Origin of the sequence: Streptococcus himalayensis, assembly GCF_001708305.1 — a bacterium.
GTDB lineage: Bacteria > Bacillota > Bacilli > Lactobacillales > Streptococcaceae > Streptococcus > Streptococcus himalayensis.
The window spans coordinates 246738-265975 of sequence record NZ_CP016953.1 but is presented as its reverse complement, the minus strand read 5'-3'; the positions used below and the strand labels follow the sequence as shown (position 1 = coordinate 265975).

The window sequence follows — 19238 nt, the reverse complement described above, 5'->3', positions numbered from 1 at the left end:
TGCATTTTATAAAATATAGTGTATAATAAAAGAGGAAGGAGGTCGCATGAAAAATCTTCGTTTAAAGATGGCGCGTGTGGAACATGATTTGACCCAGGGGCAGCTGGCAGATGAGATCGGTGTGACACGGCAGACCATTGGTTTGATTGAGGCTGGTAAGTACAACCCCAGTATCAGCCTTTGTTTGGCGATTTGTCATCGCTTGGGAAAGACACTAGATCAATTATTTTGGGAGGAATCTTCGGATGAAAGTTAAGAAAGCACTTGTAGACGAACGTGTGATTGGTTTGGAACATCAGATTATGGCTGAGATTGGGACAATCTTGCTGGTCTTATTGCCCGTATCTGCTTTGATTAAGTCAGCGATTCTACACCAACCTTTTGAAAGGTATAGTTTTGAGAGTATTGCAGGTTTAGTAGCTCTGATATACGCGATTATTCGCTATGTGATGAAGGGGCTAGATATGACTCGTGGGACGAATGTTTGGTTATCCGGTTTGGGGATGGCTCTACTGACCACGGTGATTTGTAGTTGGAATAACTATCAGACTTATGGCAGTCATTATCATGGTTTGATGGACGGACATTTCTGGGCAGTTGTGCTCATATTGTTCATTTCTTCTAGTCTGTTGGTGTTTGTGCTCTATGGGGCTTTACATCTCCTCAGTCGTTACAGTCAGAAAAAATTGCTCGCCCAGTTGGACAAAGACGACTGAAGAAAGAATTTACAAGATTGATATTTGACAAATTCTTGCAAGCTTGGTAAAATAAGAGTGTCGTACAGACAAAAAAACTTTTTCTTGGTTTTAGGACTGCCAAGCCTAAGACTCGGATTAAGCGGAAAAAAGGAGAAAATCATGGCAATCTCAAAAGAGAAAAAAAATGAAATCATTGCACAATATGCTCGTCACGAAGGTGATACAGGTTCTATCGAGGTTCAAGTAGCTGTCCTTACTTGGGAAATCAACCACCTCAACGAACACATCAAACAACACAAAAAAGACCACGCTACTTACCGTGGTTTGATGAAAAAAATCGGTCGCCGTCGTAACTTCCTTGCATACTTGCGTAAGACAGACGTTAACCGTTACCGCGAATTGATCCATTCATTGGGACTACGTCGTTAATCAACAGGCAGCTTTCGAGCTGCTTTTTTTGTTCCGATAAAACGATAGATGGAGTAGACCGTAGACAAACCTAATACTCAATGAAAATCAAAGTTAGCAATTTTGCGACTTTCTTAGATATTTCCTAATTCTTTTTTATCACTGTCTTTTTCATTTACTGAAAAAGTGTCCTATTTGACTTACTTGCCCCATTTCATAGCAAAAAATAAATTTTTATATATGGTTGTGCTTATTTTTGAAATCAAATGAGTATAATACGTTATAAACATCAAAATGGGAGTGAGGATAATCGGTATCTCTCAGAAATCGACTATTCTCACTCCTTTATTTTTAGTCTCATCCCCCCAGCAAGGGTTGACGTGGTTTGTAGAATGTTGATTGAACGACGTTTTACAAACTCGACAACTATTGCGTCAAACTGTTAAATCTATAAAGGAATTGAGGTCAGACACTTCTGTCTCGGCCTCTTCAGACCGTAGACAAACCTTATTAGAGATAGAAAAATTTTTATTTTTGGGGTTAACCACCCTATAACAGAAACTCTTAGAATTGCTGATATAGCGGTATTTCTAAGAGTTTTTTAGTTCTCAAGTAAAAGAAAAAGATTGAAGAAACAAATCCAAAATGGACTTTTTCTTCAATCTGAAAGGATGGGGTTTCATTTTTTAGTAGACTATTTAGAAACTGTCCCTTCCAACTCCTCGCTATAAGCGATAATCTGATCCACTGTATCGGAAAGGAATTGGATGGTATCACGGAGTGGTTTATCCGTTGAAATATCTGCTCCGATGAGTTTTGCGGTTTCAAGTGGAGTACGGCTTCCGCCTGATTTGAGTAGTTCTAGCCAGTCACGGGCCCCTGTTTCAGAATTTTTGAGATGCAGATAGCCAGCTGTGGAAAGTACCAATCCTGCTGAGTAGGTATAGCTGTAAAGGCCCATATAGTAATGGCTTTGGCGCATCCAAGTCAGTGCTGCATCATCGTCGATTTCCACAGCATCGCCCCAGAATTGGGTCAAAACATCTTTCATAATGCTGTTGAGCTTGCTTGCTCCAAAGGTTTCCCCATTTTCAATCAAGGTATAGACCTGACGTTGGAAGGCAGCTTCCAAAAGGTGGGTGATAAAATTGTGGAAATAAGTGTCTGTCAGACGATGGGCAAGGGCAAAGCGTTTTTGACGAGGATTGTCGAACTGGTGCTCCAAGTAATCACTGAGTAGCAATTCATTAAAGGTAGAAGGAGCCTCAACATAGTAGGTAGACATGTGGGTATTAAAATAGCTTTGGTGATTATCTGAGAAGATAAACTGACCAGAGTGCCCAATCTCGTGGATAAGGGTATAGACATCGCTCATACGGCCAGTCCAGCTCATCAGCACATAAGGGTGGACACGATAAGGGTCCGTCGCATAGCCTCCAGAATCCTTGCCACTATTAGCTGCAAAATCGACCCAGCGTTCTTCTTGGTAGCGTGCGACCTCTTGGCTGTATTCTTCTCCTAGTGGGGCAACGGATTTCATAACTAGGTCATAAGCGTCATCAATGGATACTTCTGGATTGAGTTCGTTGTCAATATCTAGCTTCCAATCAGCGAAGGTCATTTTTTCAAGACCATTGACCTGAGCTACATGCTTCAGATATTTTTGTGCGACAGGGGCAAATTCGGTCATGATAAGGTCAATTTGGCGATCAAACATGGCTCGATCGACTTCTTGCTCGGCTAAAAGGTAGTCAAAGACGGTATCATAGCCACGCATATCTGCCAAGAGTTTTTCAGATTTGACTTGGGCCAAGTAGCTAGCTGCTGCAGCGTTTTGATGCTTGCGAAGTCCTTTTGAGAAAGAACGGAAGGATTTTTCGCGTACGGTAGCGTCTTCGTGGTTTTGGTAATAGTTTTCGTAGGTAATAAAGCTATTTTTATAGACTTTTCCGTCGATTTCAAAGTCATCCATAGCGTAATCGCCTGCCCGCATTTTGGCATAGATGTCATAAGGGCTGCCAAAAACTTCACGGAGGTTGGTGAGAGATTTCTCAACTTCAGCACCCAGATAGTGTTTTTTCCGGATTTTTGCCAAACGAATTTCGCTCGTCAAGTGAGGAAGTGCAAGGAGCTGGTCGAGAATCGTATCCTCAGCTTCTAAAACAGCAGCGTCAAAAAAGCTGAGTTCTACCCTCGCCCAGGTTTCAAAATCATCCCCAGCCTGAGCGATTTGTGCAAAGGTTTCATTGCCAAAGTCCGTTGTTTGTGGCATAAAGGCATAATTGCCGATGTGGCTCATTTGGATGTAGATTTGTTCAATCTCGGCATAGGCTGCTTCAAAATCAGCAAAAGTAGTCAGCTTCCCCTTGTAATTGCGGCAGAAAGTCTGAATGTCGTCTTTAGCCTTGTCAATGGCCCGTAAAAAATCCTCTTGGTCTTGGTAGAGGGCTGTGAGATCCCAAAGTTCCTGCTCTGGGAATTGGTCTCTTGATTTTTGTTCAAGCATATCGTTCTCCTTTTTGCTAGTCTCATCTACTTTCTATTGCGAAAGCAGTTTCATTCTTTTATCCAGTATATCAAAAAAATCGAAATTTTGCCTAAAATTCTTATTCCTCCTTGGTTTCTTTTCCTTAAAAATATGGTAAAATGGAAACTATACGAACTTGGATACAAAGATGAGTGTAAAAGCGTTTTGCATTGATCTTTGTAGGCCAGTCGTATAAAAATAAGCAAGAAACATCAGGAGTTTCTTGAAAATAGGAGTTACTATGACAAAACAAACATTTGAAATGACCTTTGCAGGCCGTCCGCTCGTTGTTGAGGTCGGTCAGGTTGCAAAACAAGCAAACGGTAGCGTCGTTGTTCGCTACGGAGAAAGTACAGTGCTGACTGCGGCTGTCATGTCGAAAAAAATGGCAACAGGAGACTTTTTCCCTCTTCAAGTCAACTATGAGGAAAAAATGTATGCGGCTGGGAAATTCCCAGGCGGCTTTAACAAGCGTGAGGGTCGTCCGTCAACGGATGCGACCTTGACTGCTCGTTTGATTGACCGTCCGATTCGTCCCATGTTCGCTGAAGGCTTCCGCAACGAAGTGCAGGTCATTAACACCGTCTTGTCTTATGATGAAAATGCAAGTGCCCCAATGGCAGCGATGTTTGGCAGCTCTCTTGCCTTGTCTATTTCAGATATTCCCTTTAACGGCCCAATCGCTGGTGTTCAAGTCGGCTATGTGGATGGAGAGTTGGTCATCAACCCAAGTCAAGAACAGGCAGAACGTTCCCTACTTGAATTGACCGTGGCTGGAACCAAAGATGCTATTAACATGGTCGAGTCTGGTGCGAAAGAACTTTCAGAAGATGTCATGCTTGAAGCCCTTCTCAAGGGTCACGAAGCGGTGAAAGAATTGATTGCTTTCCAAGAAGAAATCGTAGCCCAAGTCGGCAAAGAAAAAGCAGAAGTGGAGCTTCTTCATGTAGATGAAGAATTACAAGCAGAGATTGTCGCAGCCTACAATAGCGATTTGCAAAAAGCGGTTCAAGTAGAGGAAAAATTAGCTCGTGAAGCTGCTACCAATGCGGTAAAAGAGCAAGTGACTGCAGCTTACGAAGAAAGATACGCAGACCATGAAGAACACGACCGCATTATGCGAGATGTGGCAGAGATCCTAGAACAAATGGAACATGCAGAAGTGCGCCGCTTGATTACAGAAGACAAGGTTCGCCCGGATGGTCGTCGTGTTGATGAAATTCGTCCGCTTGAAGCTGCGGTAGACTTCTTGCCACGTGTGCATGGTTCAGGTCTCTTCACTCGTGGACAAACCCAAGCCTTGTCTGTCTTGACCTTGGCACCGATGGGAGAAACACAAATTGTGGATGGCTTGGATCCTGAGTATAAAAAACGTTTCTTACACCATTACAATTTCCCTCAATATTCTGTAGGGGAAACTGGACGTTACGGTGCGCCAGGTCGTCGTGAAATTGGTCACGGTGCTCTTGGGGAACGTGCTCTTGAGCAAGTATTGCCAAGTCTGGAAGAATTCCCCTATGCCATTCGTCTAGTGGCAGAAGTGCTTGAGTCAAACGGTTCGTCTTCCCAAGCCTCTATCTGTGCAGGAACGCTTGCCCTTATGGCTGGTGGTGTACCCATTAAGGCTCCTGTCGCAGGGATTGCTATGGGCTTGATTTCAGATGGGACCAACTATACTGTCTTGACGGATATCCAAGGTCTTGAAGACCACTTTGGCGACATGGACTTTAAGGTGGCTGGTACACGTGATGGGATTACTGCCCTTCAAATGGATATCAAGATTGAAGGAATTACAGCTGAAATTTTGCAAGAAGCCCTTGCTCAGGCCAAGAAAGCTCGCTTTGAAATCTTGGATGTCATTGAAGAAGCCATTCCAGCTGTCCGTCCAGATTTAGCACCAACTGCGCCGAAGATTGATACCATTAAGATTGATGTGGATAAAATCAAGATTGTCATCGGTAAGGGTGGCGAAACGATTGATAAAATCATCGCAGAAACAGGTGTTAAGATTGATATTGATGAGGATGGAAATGTTGCTATTTACTCAAGTGATCGCGATGCCATTAACCGTGCTAAAGAAATCATCGCAGGCTTGGTGCGTGAAGCTAAGGTCGATGAAGTCTACCGTGCTAAGGTTGTTCGCATTGAAAAATTCGGTGCCTTTGTCAATCTCTTTGACAAGACAGATGCCCTTGTCCATGTATCTGAAATGGCCTGGACTCGTGTGAATAAGGTCGAAGATTTGGTACAAATCGGCGATGAAGTGGATGTCAAAGTCATCAAGATTGATGAAAAAGGTCGCGTGGATGCGTCCATGAAAGTTCTTCTTCCTCGACCACCGCGTCCAGAGAAAAAAGAAGGAGAAAAGGAGCACCGTGCTCCAAAACATACAAGAAAACCAAAAGAAGAAAACAAAGAATCGGAAGTATAAAAAAGAGTGATAACCAGCCGTGATTGCTCCTAGACGACATACTAAAGCCAAATGAATGTCAAACCATGACGGAGAACGTTGACCATCGAAGGGTGTGTTCCTAGCTTGGATTTGCTCTCTGAGAGGTGATAGCAGTTATTTCCGTTTTCTTTGCCAGGAAGAGGAGGTCGTATGGGCTGGTGGAAAGAAAGTATTGACATTGTTAAGCAGTATGATCCGGCTGCGCGGACATCGTTAGAGGTGCTCTTGACTTATCCGGGCTTAAAGGCTCTTGCTGCTCATCGTGTATCGCATTTTCTATGGCGGCACAATTTGAAGTTGCTGGCACGGATGCACAGCCAATTTTGGCGTTTTTGGACGCAGATAGAGATTCACCCAGGTGCTAAGATTGCAAGTGGGGTCTTTATTGACCACGGTGCAGGTCTGGTGATTGGGGAAACTGCTGAGGTTGAGACGGGTGTCATGCTCTATCATGGGGTGACCCTAGGAGGAACAGGAAAGGATGTCGGCAAACGTCATCCTACCGTAAGAAAAGGTGCCCTCATCTCAGCACATGCCCAGTTGATTGGTCCGATTGAAATTGGAGAAAATGCCAAGGTAGGGGCTTCTGCTGTGGTAGTGTCAGATGTGCCAAGCGATGTGACAGTAGTGGGCATTCCTGCTAAAATCGTGCGAATTCACGGACAAAAAGATGAGCAAGAAATCAAGCATTTAGAAGAAATTCGTGAACAAAGCTATTATTCATCAAAGTTATAAGTGAGGGAGATTGCTATGCTTTTAGAAGAATTTGAACCGACCACAGCTGTGATTGAGCCAGAAGTAGTGGTGAAACGTCATCTCAACGCAGAAGTTTGTCAGACGATGATTCTTACTTTTTCAGGAGAAGTACTTGATCAGGTGCGGCAGATGAAGGGAGTCCGTGAAGGCGGTGCTTTGACGAGTCTCAATGGTCGCCATCCTTGGTATGTCTACGAACAGGATGGCTGTCAGGTTGCGGTTGCTCTCTTAACCATTGGAGCACCAATGGCTGTCGGTCAGCTAGAAGAATATAAGGCTCTTGGCTTTGAGAATTTCATCATTTTTGGGACTTGCGGGGTCTTGGACAAGCAGATTGCGGCAGACAAGTTGATTTTACCCAGCGCAGCCCTTCGTGATGAAGGAATGAGCTACCACTATGCCCCTTCAAGCGATGAAATTAGCTATGAGCCAGCTCTGCTATCCACCATGGAAAAGATCCTAGATAAACACCAGATTGAGCATATTCGGACCAAAACCTGGACGACAGACGCTTTTTACCGAGAAACGGCTGCCAAGGTCAAACGGCGAATGGCCAGTGGTGCAGAAGTTGTCGAGATGGAAGCAGCCAGCATCATGGCTTGGAGCCGTTTTAGAAAGGCGAAAGTCTATCAGTTTTTCTATACGGCAGACTATGTGGATCATCATCAAGAAACATGGGATACACGTCATGAAGAACGAAGCCTCAATCCTCTGACCTTTTTTGAGATTGCTTTTACGATAGCCAAGGAGTTGCATCATGAAGAGTAGAGCTTTTTTCAAGCGTTATTAGCACTACTATTTTACATTTGTTTGTTGCATCATTCTGGTGTTGATAAACCTTGGGAAAGGCTATACAGAAGGAGCAATTGGCTGGGGAGTTTCTGGGCTTGTTTGGGCTACTATCATTTATGCAGTCCGCAAGAAGCACGGTCGCAAATGATGGCACTTCATGTAGCACCAGCGACAAAACGTATTGCGAATGAAAGAGTTTCCGATAGAAAGGAAAGAGCGGGGAAGAATTCCAACGCTCAAGAATAAAACGATGATTACGATTTATGATACCATGACACGAAGTCTCCGAGAGTTCGTGCCTTTAGAGGCAGGTAAGGTCAAGATGTATGTCTGTGGACCAACTGTATACAATTATATCCATGTCGGCAATGCCCGTTCGACCGTTGCTTTTGATACCATTCGGCGTTATTTTGAGTACCGTGGTTTTGAGGTGACCTATATTTCGAATTTTACCGATGTCGATGATAAGATTATCAATCGTGCCAAGGAAGAAGGAATTACGCCACAAGAAATCGCTGAAAAATACATTGCAGCCTTTTCCGCAGATGTGGAAAAATTAGGGGTTAAACCTGCTACGAAACACCCTCGCGTTATGCACTTTATGGATGAAATTGTAGCCTTTATCGAGGAATTGATTGCAAAAGGCTATGCCTATGAGGCTGCAGGTGATGTCTATTTCCGTGTTGAAAAGTCAAAAAACTATGCAGCCTTAGCCAATAAAACGCTGGAAGATTTGGTGCTAGGAGCTAGTGGTCGGACAGATGAAGAGACAGCTCGTAAGGAAAATCCGGTAGACTTTGCCCTCTGGAAATCGGCTAAAGCAGGTGAGATTTCATGGGATAGCCCTTGGGGAGCAGGCCGTCCGGGTTGGCATATTGAATGTTCTGTTATGGCGACAGAAATTTTAGGAGACACGATTGATATTCACGGTGGTGGTGCGGATTTGGAATTCCCTCACCATACCAATGAAATCGCCCAGTCAGAAGCCAAAACAGGGCAGACCTTTGCCAATTATTGGATGCACAATGGCTTTGTCAATATTGATAATGTCAAAATGTCCAAATCTTTGGGTAACTTTATTACCGTTCACGATGCTCTTGAAACGGTTGACGGACAGGTCTTGCGCTTCTTTTTTGCTACTCAACATTACAGAAAACCCATTAATTTTACCGAAAAAGGGGTGCTAGACGCAGAAATCAATCTCAAGTATTTGAAAAATACTTATGAGCAATCCTTTACTGACAATGTGGATATGGAACGCTTAGCGACATTTGAAAGTAAATTTTGCCAAGCGATGGATGAAGACTTTAACACGGCAAATGGGATTACCGTCGTCTTTGAAATGTCCAAGTGGATCAATTCTGGAAATTATAATGCGGACATAAAAACGGCATTTGAGAAAATGGTAGCCGTCTTTGGGATTGTTTTTGAGGAAGAGGTGTTAGATAGTGCGATTGAAGCCTTGATTGAAGAACGCCAAGCAGCACGGGCAGCTAAAGATTTTGCAAAGGCAGATGAGATTCGTGACCAACTAGCAGTGCAAGGAATCAAGCTCCTTGATACCAAGGACGGAGTGAGGTGGACACGTGACTGATGTGACACTCATCAATGGAATTGCTCTTGCGTTTGAGGGGGATGCTGTCTATTCCATGTATATTCGCAGGTACTTGATTTTTAAAGGCTTGACCAAGCCTAATCACTTGCACAGAGAAGCGAACCGCTATGTTTCTGCCAAGGCGCAAGCTGCGCTCATCTCTAAAATGTTGGACGAGGAATTTCTCAGCGAAAGGGAAGTTGACATCTACAAACGTGGCCGCAATACGAACAGTCATACCAAGGCAAAAAATGCGGATGTCGTGACTTATCGCATGTCTACTGGTTTTGAAGCGGTGCTTGGCTACCTCCACATGACGGAGCAAATCGAGCGGCTGGAAGAAGTGATTGACTGGTGCACAACTCAAGTGGAGCGATTAGAAAACTAGGCTAGTATTTTCTAGTCCACTGGAAAAGTCTTTGATAAAATTTAGAATAAAAACCGAATGGTGATGCTTTCTCAAAAGAGAATTGCGTATCAATCATTCGGTTTTTAGTTTTTTATGCGAAATTTTATGGTATACTCATTTAATTTTAAAAATAGCCATTTTGTCCAGACATATTTATTTTTAGGTTTAAAATGTAGAGGACTAAATGAGTTAGACAGGATACTCTTTCAGTAAATGGAATAGATAGTAATAAAAAATAAGTGATTTATGTCCGAACCATCTAAGAAAGTAGTAAAAATGCTAACTTTGATTTTCATTGAGTATAGAATATTCGTTATATTTTCTATTTCTCTGATTTTTTCAGCGACCTAGCATTTTTGAGTTTAGCTTTTTGTCAGTTACAATCGTTTATGCTTCGTCTTGGTAGCGTTCGTAGAAGTCGACTTTCAGCTGGATAAATCGTTCTAAATCATGCAAGAGTTGATAGAGGGTCGCCCTTGTTTCAAATTCGATACGCGTTTTGGGCAGTGGTCGTTTTCGAAACGTTGTGAGAAAGTCCTCTATGGCCTCTAACAGTTCATGGGCTGGATTGGTCTGGCTGAGCTGGGAAGCGGTCTTGACAAAGAGAGTGGCTAAAATCAGGCTTTCCTCGCTTTCTAGTTGACAGCCATCAATCATTTGTGCCATATCTTGCAAAATTCGATTTTGGGCTTGACGCATTTCAAAATAATGAACTTGGTAATCCGTTTGGTGAAAGACTTGGTTGTGGCGATCTAGATAGACAATTCGCAATGCTTCTGCCAATGTTTTGTCTAATTGTTTGATGAGACTAGCATCGTTGCTGCCGTCCCCTGTGATGAGAAAATGGTGAAATTTTAGTAAAATGGCTTTTAAACCTTGTTCGACTTGGTTGTGGAAATCATGAATTTTTTGGTCTTGAGAAGGCATATAAAGATTTGCCAAAAGAGCAAGACCAGCTCCAATGAGAAACAGAGATAGTTCATTTGCCAAAAGAGGAAGGGAGATGCTTTGTTCGGCCAAGAGATGGGTCACAAGGACCGTGCAAGGAGCAATTCCTGCGGTCAGATTGGATCGATAAGCGAGAGGAACGTAGACAAGGAGATAAAGGGCAAAAGCAGCGAGGTGAAAACCAAAGAGCGAAAAGCAGATAACAGCGATAAAGAGGGCTAAAACAGTAGACCAAAGCCGTGCCCAAGCGGTTTTTAGCGAGGCTCTTCGGGTATCTAAAACGCTCAAAATTGCAATAATACCAGCAGATGGAGCATAGAGTAGCTGGAGACGTTGGGCCAACCAAATAGCGAGACAAGTAGCGATAACGAGCTTAATAGTGCGGTGCAGTAAGGGCATGCAATCCTCCTTGAGATGAAGTTTTAAATTGTCTCTCTATTGTAACACAAAAAAAGAGTGGACTGTAAAAGCAGACCGAGGTCTACTTTTGATGGGAGATTACTCCTAACTCTCTTTGGGATAACGGTGGTAAAAATCAACCTTTAACTGAACAAAGTGCTCTAAATCATGGAGGATTTGATAGAGTTTTGCACGGGTTTCAAACTCTTGTCGGTTTTGGGGCAAGGGCCAGGCGTGGAAATCCTCCCATAACTTTGTGAGTGCATGGAGCAATTCGTGGCCAGCATTGGTTTGACTGAGTTGCTGGGCAGTCAATTGAAAAATCTCTGCCAGAGCTTTCCCTTCCTGAGAATTGAAAGAACAATGGGCTAGACTTTCTGCTATTTCTCGTAAAATACGATTCTGTGCTTGTCGCATTTCAAAATAATGCACCTGATAATCCGTTTGACGAAAGACTTGATTGTGTCGGTCTAGGTAAACGATATGGAGGGCTTCAGAAAGTGTTTGGTCAAGTTGCTGGATGAGTGCTTCTTGTGGATTTGTAGAAGCTCCACCAAGAAAATGAGCAAACTCTTTCAAGATGGTCTTTAGTTCTAGTTCCACAGTGCGGTGAAATTCCTGAATTTTTTTATTTTGCGACGGCATGTAAAGATTGACCAAAAGAGCGAGGCCGGCCCCAATAAAAAAGAGGCACATGGCATTGGTAAACAAGGGAAGGTTAATCGCTTTTTCCTGAAAGAAGTGAAGGACTAAAACCGTACAAGGAGGAATCCAGGCAGAAAGATTCGTCCGATAGGCAATAGGGACATAGATACATAGATAGAGCCCTAGAGCCCAGAGATTAAAGCCCAAGAGCGTAAAGGCACTCATTCCAATAATCAAGGCTAGAATAGTCGACCACAGGCGATCCCAAGCAGTTTTAAAGGAAGCACGACGAGTATCTAGCAAACTCAAAATGGTGATACTACCTGCGGCAGTTGGATAGAGCAAGTGTAACACATGAGCAAGCCAAACAGCCAGACAGGTTGCTAGAGCAAGTTTTATGGTTCGTTGAAAGATTGGCATAGTAAACTCCTTGCGTGTATTCATTTCATTGTATCATAAAAACAGATTCGAACGGAATCGCTTTCTCCTTCCTTGATGAAAAAATGGCCTCAAATCGCAACTCTTTGCGATGGAAAGTTTGATTTTATGCTATACTGGAAGTATGGAAAAAAATGATATTGTATATGGTGTTCACGCAGTGACAGAGAGCCTTTTAGCAAATACGGGCAATAAGCTCTATATCCAAGAAGATTTGCGGGGGAAAAATGTAGATAAGGTCAAGCAATTAGCAGCTGAAAAAAAGGTTTCTATTTCATGGACGCCTAAAAAAACGCTCCAAGAAATGACGGAAGGAGCTGTGCATCAAGGCTTTGTTCTTCGTGTATCAGAATTTGCTTATAGTGACTTGCAGACGATTTTGAAAAAGGCAGAGCAGGAGAGCAATCCCTTGCTCCTCATCCTAGATGGTCTAACGGATCCGCACAATCTAGGCTCTATTTTACGGACGGCTGACGCAACAAATGTAACAGGGGTTATTATCCCTAAGCACCGTGCCGTTGGAGTAACGCCAGTCGTCTCTAAAACGTCGACAGGAGCAGTAGAGCACATTCCTATTGCACGCGTGACCAATTTAAGTCAAACCTTGGATACGTTGAAAGCACAAGGATTCTGGATTTTTGGAACAGATATGAACGGCACCCCTTCCACCAAGTGGAATACAGCTGGCAAGCTCGCTCTTATCATTGGCAATGAAGGAAAGGGCATTTCAGCGAATATCAAAAAACAAGTTGATGAGATGATTACCATTCCGATGAGTGGTCATGTGCAGAGCCTCAATGCTAGCGTGGCCGCTGCCATCCTCATGTATGAAGTCTACCGCAATCGCACGTAAAAAGATCTAACAGAAAAAAGCAAACGATTTCTGAGAGAACGGCAAAAAAAAAGGCAAGTTTCTTCTAAAAAAGTAGGACAAAGGTCTTGACTAAAGGTAGATAAATTTGATATGATAGTAGACGGTATTGTTTACCCCATTTGAAAGGCCCCGGAATCCTTCAAATAACTTGCGGACCGGAACATCCGCCCTGTAAACAAAAACGACATTCATATAGGAGAAATCATGAACAAAACAACATACATGGCTAAGCCAGGTGAAGTTGAACGCAAATGGTATGTAGTAGACGCTACTGATGTGCCTCTTGGACGCCTTTCAGCAGTTGTAGCAAGCGTTCTTCGTGGAAAAAACAAACCAACATTTACACCACATACTGATACAGGTGACTTCGTCATCGTTATCAATGCTGAAAAAGTGAAATTGACTGGTAAAAAAGCAACTGATAAAGTTTACTACACTCACTCAATGTACCCAGGTGGATTGAAATCAATCACTGCTGGTGAACTTCGTTCAAAAAATGCAGTTCGTTTGATTGAAAAATCAGTTAAAGGAATGCTTCCACACAACACTCTTGGCCGCGCTCAAGGGATGAAATTGAAAGTATTCGTTGGTTCTGAGCACAACCACGCTGCACAACAACCAGAAGTTCTTGATATTTCAGGACTTATCTAAGGAAAGGAACAAATAAAGTATGTCACAAGCACAATATGCAGGTACTGGACGTCGTAAAAACGCTGTTGCACGCGTTCGCCTTGTTCCAGGAACTGGTAAAATCACTGTTAACAAAAAAGATGTAGAAGAGTACATCCCACACGCTGACCTTCGTTTGGTTATCAACCAACCATTTGCTGTTACATCAACAGTAGGAAGCTACGATGTTTTCGTAAACGTTGTAGGTGGTGGTTATGCAGGTCAATCAGGAGCTATCCGTCATGGTATCGCTCGTGCCCTTCTTCAAGTAGACCCAGATTTCCGCGACTCTCTTAAACGCGCTGGCCTTCTTACACGTGACGCTCGTATGGTAGAACGTAAGAAACCAGGTCTTAAGAAAGCACGTAAAGCTAGCCAGTTCTCAAAACGTTAAGAAACGGCTTTATATCAGCTTTTATCAACACTTCATGGTTCACACCATGGAGTGTTTTTAGGTGCATTTTTGAGAAAATTGCCACCAAATTCCCACCATTTAATATTTAAGGTTTCGATAGGCAATCTCACCAACAGCCATTGGTATAACATTTGAAGTGTTGATATAAGTCTTGGTTGTGAGGGTATCGCTGTGTGTTTGAGCTTCTGAAATAGCTTCTAATACTTATCCAAAATCAAAGTTGGCATTTTTGCGACTTTCTTAGATGGTTCGAATGTAAACTAGCTATTTTTTATGCCTGTACTTTTCATCCGCTAAAAAATCATTCTGTTTGACTTACTGAAACTGCTTCATTTTCAAGCAAAAATAAATATGTATTCACCTGATATGCTCCACAAAAGTTAGACCAAAATCTAACAATAGAGAGGTCGGTACAATCAAATGGCTATTTTTGAAATCACATGAGTATAAGTTTATCTTCTCATATTGTTAGAAATAAATTTTTATCCATCAAGGCAGTAAAATCATGGTATAATAGTGTTGAGATACGCAGTAGCTAAGGATTCGGATTTGGAAGAAATGCTTATGTCAAACTGCTTTTGCGGCCAAGCGACAGAAAGAAAGTCCAATAGCCCAACGATTTACGAGCTAGAAGAAGAGCACAGAAAGCGATTGTCATTGCACATTACTTACTGAAACTCGCCTATGAACTCTTATCAACGAATCGAACTTGTTCTGAATACGAGCAACAAAAAAGATTGTTAGAAACGAGCTAACAATCTAATACTTTTAAAAATTTTCACTTACAGTATATCATAGGGGAGGATTTTTTGCACTTTTTTACTTTTCTAATCATACTTTTGTACCAATCTCATTTTCAAGGAAGTTTCAAACTCTGCAATGTTGGTATAAAGGGAGTTATAAGGTTTGAATATTCATCATTTGTTTCCATCTTCACTTTTTTTGAGGAATAAATATAGAGTTGGATATATTCAATTATCAGACCTAATAAATAATGAAATTATGAATTTATCAGGAAAGCATGGTATAATCTAAATAACGGAGGTGGCAGATGACTCTAGACATCAATACAAAGAATATGACAATTATGGGAGTAGTTTTTGAAAATCGGTCAGTATTCAAAAGTGTTTGGTATGCATTGAGTACAAATATGATTGAAGGCTGGCAGCCCACTGTTGGGGATGTTGAAAAACTTCGTGATGAAGCTCTGGCATTAGGTATTGTTTAATGGGAAGAAAAAGTTACGAAGGGTATGATTATATTGACCCAAATAATATTTACACTTATAAGGATTCATCAGTTCTAATCAATAAATTTAATGAACTTGATGGGCAGAAAGCTAGTGAACTTGAATATCGAATGGTAGCAAGTCAAAGTTTGAAGTTATTTGCGACTCCGATTGAAGTTCGTGGTGTTGATGATATTTTAAAAATTCATCGGTTTTTATTTGAAGGGATATACCATTGGGCAGGAGAGTTTAGGAAGGTCAATATCTCAAAGAGCGGAAATGCCTTTTTGCCTATTCAATCTTTCCATACAGCGATACCTTATCTCGACAGATTAATTGCTGATTTTCATCATAACTCTCATAAACGAGATGAAATAATGACAGGCTTAGTTGACATTCTTGATGATCTTAATTATTTTCATCCTTTTCGTGAGGGAAATGGGCGTACTCAGAGAGAAGTTATCCGTTCATTAGCTTTGATGAAAGGATATGAGTGTGAAATTTCTATTGGTAATGATGATGAGATTTATAATTTGTATATGGACGGTACAGTCTATGGAGATAAAGTTAAATTGACTGAGTTGTTTGAAAAAATTCTTGTCAAATTATAATTAGATAAAACTGGAAGTGTGTGATTTCTATTATTTAATTTCTCAACTCCATAAACTGATTTTTGGTAATCCATTGTTTGTAAGATTTGGTTATAAGTGTTTATTTGTAATGAAAATGGACTTTAAAAGCGTGATTTAATAGTCTTTTACAGGTATTTTACTTAGGTCACCCAAAACCAGGTCTTAAGAAAGCACGTAAAGATTCACAATTCAGTAAACGTTAATCAATACGATTATATCAACGTTTCAAGCACCTTTTGGTTCATACCATGGGGTGTTTTTTGATGATTTATTATAATATTTTGAAAATTTTACTAGTGTATGTTTTTGTTGAAATGAACATTTTCTACGAATATTTGGTATAATAAAATTAATAAATGTGCGAAGGATAGTTGAAATGAACAAAAGGGAGCGTTTAGCTGAAATTACACGAATGATTCATAAAAAAGGAACTGTTCGAATTGCAGAAATTGTTGATTCTTTACATGTAACAGATATGACGGTTCGTAGAGACTTTGCAGAACTAGAAGAACAGGGAGTATTAACCAAGATTCATGGTGGTGCACGAAGCAATAAGGCTTTTCAGTATCGTGAATTTTCTCATGCAGAGAAATATGTTCATCATAAAGAAGAAAAGCAAATTATTGCAGAGAAAGCAGCTCAGTTAATTGAAGAGGGGGATACTATTTTTTTAGGGCCTGGGACAACGATTGCCTGCTTAGCAGAGGAATTGCAACATAAAAAATTAACGGTCATTACCAATTGCCTTCCAGTATTCCAAATTTTGAGCCAGAAAAAGACAGATCAATTTCAAGTGTTCCTCTTGGGGGGTGAGTTTCGGCAGATTACAGAATCTTTTGTCGGAGAGATTACCAATACAATTCTGGATAAAATGCGTTTTAGTAAAGTCTTTTTTAGTGCTAATGGAGTTAAGGAAAGTGATGTGATGACATCGACTCTGGCAGAAGCATATACACAGAAGTTAGCTTTAAAACATGCAATTGAAAAATACTTATTAGTAGATTCTTCAAAAATTGGTAAGGATGATTTTACGGCTTTTTGTGATTTAAGAGATTTAACAGCGGTAGTGACAGATAATTCTTCAAATGAAGAACAGTACGGGCATCTGACTACCTATACAGAAGTGATTGTATGAAATATTTAAAATAAACAACAATTAAACAGAATTGTTGTTTATTTTTTGTTTAAAAAAGCAAATATTTGTTGACTTTTTGTTGTTTACGTTGTATAATGTGAACATATAAAGATATTTTGCAAAATATAGTCACTATTAAACAAAAGGAGAAAAAATATGGTTGTCGTGATTGCTTCAGATCAAAGAGGAAAAGATTTGAAAGAGAAGATCAAAGATTATTTAGAAGAATCTGGTTATTCATTTATTGACGTATCTATCTCTCATCAAGATTTTGTTGATGCAACCCTTGCGGTTGCGCAGGAAGTTGTAAGAAATGAAAGTAATCTGGGGATTGTTATAGATGCTTATGGAGTGGGGCCTTTTATGGTTGCTACTAAGATTAAAGGCATGATTGCTGCTGAGGTCTCGGATGAACGTTCTGCCTACATGACACGAGGCCATAATAATTCTCGTATTATCACGATAGGAAGTGAGATTGTTGGAGAAGGTCTTGCTAAAAATATTGTCAAAGGATTTTTAGAGGGTGAGTATGATGGTGGTCGCCACCAGATTCGTGTGGATATGTTAAATAAAATGTGTTAGGAGAAATAAGATGAAAATTGCTATTGGATGTGACCACATTGTAACATATGAGAAAATTGCTGTCGTAGACTATTTGAAGAGACAGGGCTATGAAGTGTTAGACTGCGGGACTTATGATAACGTACGGACTCATTATCCAATCTTTGGGAAGAAGGTTGGTGAAGCAGTGATCAGTGGTCAAGCAGATTTAGGAATTTGTATTTGCGGCACAGGTGTTGGAATTAATAATGCTGTAAACAAAGTTCCAGGCATTCGTTCTGCTTTAGTGAGAGATATGACTTCAGCCATTTATGCTAAAGAAGAACTCAATGCGAATGTTATCGGTTTTGGTGGTAAAATCACAGGAGAATTGCTGATGTGTGATATTATTGAGGCGTTCATTCAAGCAGAATACCAGGAGACACCAGAGAACAAACGTTTGATTGAAAAAATTAAAGCAGTTGAAAGTGTCCACTCAGGCCAAGAAAATTCAGATTTCTTCCAAGAATTTTTGGATAAATGGGACCGTGGAGAATATCACGATTAGGAGGATAAATATGCTAACAGACAAAAAATACAAAGCATTAGAGAAATTAAGCGATGAGCGGGGAATTTTCTCTGCCTTGGCTTTTGATCAGCGCGGAGCTTTAAAACGATTGATGTCCCAGTTTCAAACAAAAGAGCCGACTCGTGAGCAAATGGAAGAACTGAAAGTGTTGGTATCAAAAGAATTGACTCCCTATGCTTCTTCCATGCTACTTGATCCCGAATATGGTCTACCTGCTAGTCAGGTCTTAGATGCGAGCGCCGGATTGTTATTGGCATATGAAAGAACAGGCTATGATACCACTAGTACAAAGCGTTTACCGGATTGTTTAGAGGATTGGTCGGTGATGCGTCTTAAACAGGCAGGAGCGGATGCAATTAAATTTCTTCTTTATTATGATGTAGATGGAGATGCGTCTGTAAATAGGCAAAAACAAGCTTACATTGAACGAATCGGATCAGAGTGTCGTGCAGAAGATATCCCTTTCTTCCTGGAAATTTTAGCTTATGATGAGAAGTTGGAAAATAGCTCTAGTTTAGATTATGCAAGACTTAAACCTAAGAAAGTAATTGAGGCGATGAGACTTTTTTCAAATCCAAACTTTGGGGTAGATGTATTAAAAGTAGAGGTTCCTGTTGATATGAAATTAGTAGAAGGCTATACAGAGGATGGTATTGAAGCTCTATATAGCGTGGAAGAAGCGAAAGCCTTGTTCAAAGAACAAGATGGTGCAACCCATCTTCCTTATATTTATTTAAGCGCGGGAGTTTCTGCAGAGCTTTTCCAAAAAACGCTGCAATTTGCTAAAGATGCTGGAAGCAAGTTTAACGGTGTTCTTTGTGGGAGAGCAACTTGGTCAGGTAGTGTTAAAGATTATATCGAAGAAGGCCCAGAAGCTGCGGTTGCATGGTTAAAAACAAAGGGGTATCAGAATATTCAGAGCTTAAACGAAGTTCTAAAAGAGACGGCGACCTCATGGAAAGAAAAAAATTTTTAAAACCAGATGTAAGGGTTTACAAGAGAGGAAAATTATGCTATAATCAATGTATAGTTAAATACGGTGGATCGTGACTAGAAAAACTAGGCGAGACTGCAAATGAAGACAGGGATT

At 41.0% G+C, this 19238-nt stretch carries 20 protein-coding genes; 17 read left to right on the top strand and 3 right to left on the bottom strand.

The features are described 5' to 3' along the window. The first annotated feature begins 46 nt into the window (after positions 1 to 46). From BFM96_RS01205 to rpsO, 3 genes are all read left to right on the top strand, one after another. Positions 47 to 256 (top strand): helix-turn-helix transcriptional regulator, encoded by a 210-nt coding sequence (locus BFM96_RS01205; protein ID WP_068989313.1) that lies wholly within the window; start codon positions 47 to 49, stop codon positions 254 to 256. Further along, positions 246 to 716 (top strand): DUF6773 family protein, encoded by a 471-nt coding sequence (locus BFM96_RS01200; protein ID WP_068989312.1) that lies wholly within the window; start codon positions 246 to 248, stop codon positions 714 to 716. The genes BFM96_RS01205 and BFM96_RS01200 overlap by 11 nt, the downstream gene beginning before the upstream one ends. 141 nt (positions 717 to 857) lie before the next feature. Then, positions 858 to 1127: a 30S ribosomal protein S15 gene (gene rpsO, locus BFM96_RS01195; RefSeq protein WP_068989311.1), complete on the top strand. Its 270-nt coding sequence runs from the start codon at positions 858 to 860 to the stop codon at positions 1125 to 1127. A gap of 673 nt (positions 1128 to 1800) precedes the next feature. Here rpsO and pepF read toward each other — a convergent pair. After that, entirely contained in the window at positions 1801 to 3612 is a 1812-nt protein-coding gene (gene pepF, locus BFM96_RS01190; protein WP_068989310.1) for an oligoendopeptidase F, read from the bottom strand. A 262-nt stretch (positions 3613 to 3874) separates the two neighbouring features. On the opposite strand from pepF, the gene pnp reads away from it, so the two are divergent. The 5 genes from pnp (at position 3875) to BFM96_RS01165 (ending at position 9615) form a co-directional block, all read left to right on the top strand. Continuing rightward, on the top strand, positions 3875 to 6064 hold the full coding sequence (gene pnp / locus BFM96_RS01185; RefSeq protein ID WP_068989308.1) for a polyribonucleotide nucleotidyltransferase: 2190 nt from the start codon (positions 3875 to 3877) through the stop codon (positions 6062 to 6064). A 171-nt stretch (positions 6065 to 6235) separates the two neighbouring features. Further along, positions 6236 to 6820, top strand: a complete 585-nt coding sequence (gene cysE, locus BFM96_RS01180; RefSeq protein WP_068989307.1) for a serine O-acetyltransferase — start codon at positions 6236 to 6238, stop codon at positions 6818 to 6820. Between the two features lie 15 nt (positions 6821 to 6835). After that, complete coding sequence (locus tag BFM96_RS01175; protein WP_068989306.1) at positions 6836 to 7609, top strand: nucleoside phosphorylase; 774 nt, start codon at positions 6836 to 6838, stop codon at positions 7607 to 7609. Between the two features lie 274 nt (positions 7610 to 7883). Further along, positions 7884 to 9227 carry a cysteine--tRNA ligase gene (gene cysS, locus BFM96_RS01170; protein ID WP_068989303.1) on the top strand — a complete coding sequence of 448 codons (1344 nt, stop codon included), beginning with the start codon at positions 7884 to 7886 and terminating at the stop codon, positions 9225 to 9227. Then, the gene (locus tag BFM96_RS01165; RefSeq protein WP_068989301.1) at positions 9220 to 9615 is read left to right on the top strand and encodes a Mini-ribonuclease 3; all 396 of its coding nucleotides are present in this window, start codon (positions 9220 to 9222) and stop codon (positions 9613 to 9615) included. The genes cysS and BFM96_RS01165 overlap by 8 nt, the downstream gene beginning before the upstream one ends. Positions 9616 to 10023: 408 nt before the next feature. On the opposite strand, the gene BFM96_RS01160 is transcribed toward BFM96_RS01165, so the two are convergent. Both BFM96_RS01160 and BFM96_RS01155 read right to left on the bottom strand, forming a co-directional pair. Beyond that, a complete protein-coding gene (locus BFM96_RS01160; RefSeq protein ID WP_068989298.1) occupies positions 10024 to 10983 on the bottom strand; it encodes an aromatic acid exporter family protein in 960 nt (319 codons plus the stop codon). Positions 10984 to 11088: 105 nt separating this feature from the next. Further along, positions 11089 to 12048 (bottom strand): aromatic acid exporter family protein, encoded by a 960-nt coding sequence (locus BFM96_RS01155; RefSeq protein WP_068989295.1) that lies wholly within the window; start codon positions 12046 to 12048, stop codon positions 11089 to 11091. Between the two features lie 142 nt (positions 12049 to 12190). On the opposite strand from BFM96_RS01155, the gene rlmB reads away from it, so the two are divergent. From rlmB to lacD, 9 genes are all read left to right on the top strand, one after another. Further along, positions 12191 to 12919: a 23S rRNA (guanosine(2251)-2'-O)-methyltransferase RlmB gene (gene rlmB, locus BFM96_RS01150; RefSeq protein WP_068989292.1), complete on the top strand. Its 729-nt coding sequence runs from the start codon at positions 12191 to 12193 to the stop codon at positions 12917 to 12919. 225 nt (positions 12920 to 13144) lie between these two features. Continuing rightward, positions 13145 to 13591 carry a 50S ribosomal protein L13 gene (gene rplM / locus BFM96_RS01145; protein WP_067086679.1) on the top strand — a complete coding sequence of 149 codons (447 nt, stop codon included), beginning with the start codon at positions 13145 to 13147 and terminating at the stop codon, positions 13589 to 13591. A gap of 19 nt (positions 13592 to 13610) precedes the next feature. Continuing rightward, entirely contained in the window at positions 13611 to 14003 is a 393-nt protein-coding gene (rpsI, locus tag BFM96_RS01140) for a 30S ribosomal protein S9 (RefSeq protein ID WP_067086676.1), read from the top strand. 1072 nt (positions 14004 to 15075) lie between these two features. After that, the gene (locus BFM96_RS11045) at positions 15076 to 15252 is read left to right on the top strand and encodes a hypothetical protein (RefSeq protein ID WP_145939697.1); all 177 of its coding nucleotides are present in this window, start codon (positions 15076 to 15078) and stop codon (positions 15250 to 15252) included. Beyond that, positions 15252 to 15863 carry a Fic/DOC family protein gene (locus tag BFM96_RS01135; RefSeq protein ID WP_068989290.1) on the top strand — a complete coding sequence of 204 codons (612 nt, stop codon included), beginning with the start codon at positions 15252 to 15254 and terminating at the stop codon, positions 15861 to 15863. The genes BFM96_RS11045 and BFM96_RS01135 overlap by 1 nt, the downstream gene beginning before the upstream one ends. Before the next feature lie 397 nt (positions 15864 to 16260). Continuing rightward, positions 16261 to 17019 (top strand): DeoR/GlpR family DNA-binding transcription regulator, encoded by a 759-nt coding sequence (locus BFM96_RS01130; protein WP_068989286.1) that lies wholly within the window; start codon positions 16261 to 16263, stop codon positions 17017 to 17019. 156 nt (positions 17020 to 17175) lie between these two features. After that, on the top strand, positions 17176 to 17601 hold the full coding sequence (gene lacA, locus BFM96_RS01125; protein WP_068989284.1) for a galactose-6-phosphate isomerase subunit LacA: 426 nt from the start codon (positions 17176 to 17178) through the stop codon (positions 17599 to 17601). Positions 17602 to 17611: 10 nt separating this feature from the next. Further along, complete coding sequence (gene lacB / locus BFM96_RS01120; RefSeq protein WP_068989281.1) at positions 17612 to 18127, top strand: galactose-6-phosphate isomerase subunit LacB; 516 nt, start codon at positions 17612 to 17614, stop codon at positions 18125 to 18127. Between the two features lie 10 nt (positions 18128 to 18137). Continuing rightward, a complete protein-coding gene (lacD, locus tag BFM96_RS01115; protein WP_068989278.1) occupies positions 18138 to 19124 on the top strand; it encodes a tagatose-bisphosphate aldolase in 987 nt (328 codons plus the stop codon). Positions 19125 to 19238: the final 114 nt, after the last annotated feature.

Bases quoted from the DNA above. Each gene is read 5' to 3' on its own strand.
- BFM96_RS01155 (WP_068989295.1), bottom strand. From the start codon at position 12,048: ATGCCAATCTTTCAACGAACCATAAAACTTGCTCTAGCAACCTGTCTG.
- rlmB (WP_068989292.1), top strand. From the start codon at position 12,191: ATGGAAAAAAATGATATTGTATATGGTGTTCACGCAGTGACAGAGAGC.
- BFM96_RS01160 (WP_068989298.1), bottom strand. From the start codon at position 10,983: ATGCCCTTACTGCACCGCACTATTAAGCTCGTTATCGCTACTTGTCTC.
- lacA (WP_068989284.1), top strand. From the start codon at position 17,176: ATGGTTGTCGTGATTGCTTCAGATCAAAGAGGAAAAGATTTGAAAGAG.
- BFM96_RS01135 (WP_068989290.1), top strand. From the start codon at position 15,252: ATGGGAAGAAAAAGTTACGAAGGGTATGATTATATTGACCCAAATAAT.
- cysS (WP_068989303.1), top strand. From the start codon at position 7,884: ATGATTACGATTTATGATACCATGACACGAAGTCTCCGAGAGTTCGTG.
- pnp (WP_068989308.1), top strand. From the start codon at position 3,875: ATGACAAAACAAACATTTGAAATGACCTTTGCAGGCCGTCCGCTCGTT.
- rplM (WP_067086679.1), top strand. From the start codon at position 13,145: ATGAACAAAACAACATACATGGCTAAGCCAGGTGAAGTTGAACGCAAA.
- lacB (WP_068989281.1), top strand. From the start codon at position 17,612: ATGAAAATTGCTATTGGATGTGACCACATTGTAACATATGAGAAAATT.
- BFM96_RS01200 (WP_068989312.1), top strand. From the start codon at position 246: ATGAAAGTTAAGAAAGCACTTGTAGACGAACGTGTGATTGGTTTGGAA.
- BFM96_RS01130 (WP_068989286.1), top strand. From the start codon at position 16,261: ATGAACAAAAGGGAGCGTTTAGCTGAAATTACACGAATGATTCATAAA.
- cysE (WP_068989307.1), top strand. From the start codon at position 6,236: ATGGGCTGGTGGAAAGAAAGTATTGACATTGTTAAGCAGTATGATCCG.
- rpsI (WP_067086676.1), top strand. From the start codon at position 13,611: ATGTCACAAGCACAATATGCAGGTACTGGACGTCGTAAAAACGCTGTT.
- BFM96_RS01175 (WP_068989306.1), top strand. From the start codon at position 6,836: ATGCTTTTAGAAGAATTTGAACCGACCACAGCTGTGATTGAGCCAGAA.
- BFM96_RS01205 (WP_068989313.1), top strand. From the start codon at position 47: ATGAAAAATCTTCGTTTAAAGATGGCGCGTGTGGAACATGATTTGACC.
- pepF (WP_068989310.1), bottom strand. From the start codon at position 3,612: ATGCTTGAACAAAAATCAAGAGACCAATTCCCAGAGCAGGAACTTTGG.
- lacD (WP_068989278.1), top strand. From the start codon at position 18,138: ATGCTAACAGACAAAAAATACAAAGCATTAGAGAAATTAAGCGATGAG.
- rpsO (WP_068989311.1), top strand. From the start codon at position 858: ATGGCAATCTCAAAAGAGAAAAAAAATGAAATCATTGCACAATATGCT.
- BFM96_RS11045 (WP_145939697.1), top strand. From the start codon at position 15,076: ATGACTCTAGACATCAATACAAAGAATATGACAATTATGGGAGTAGTT.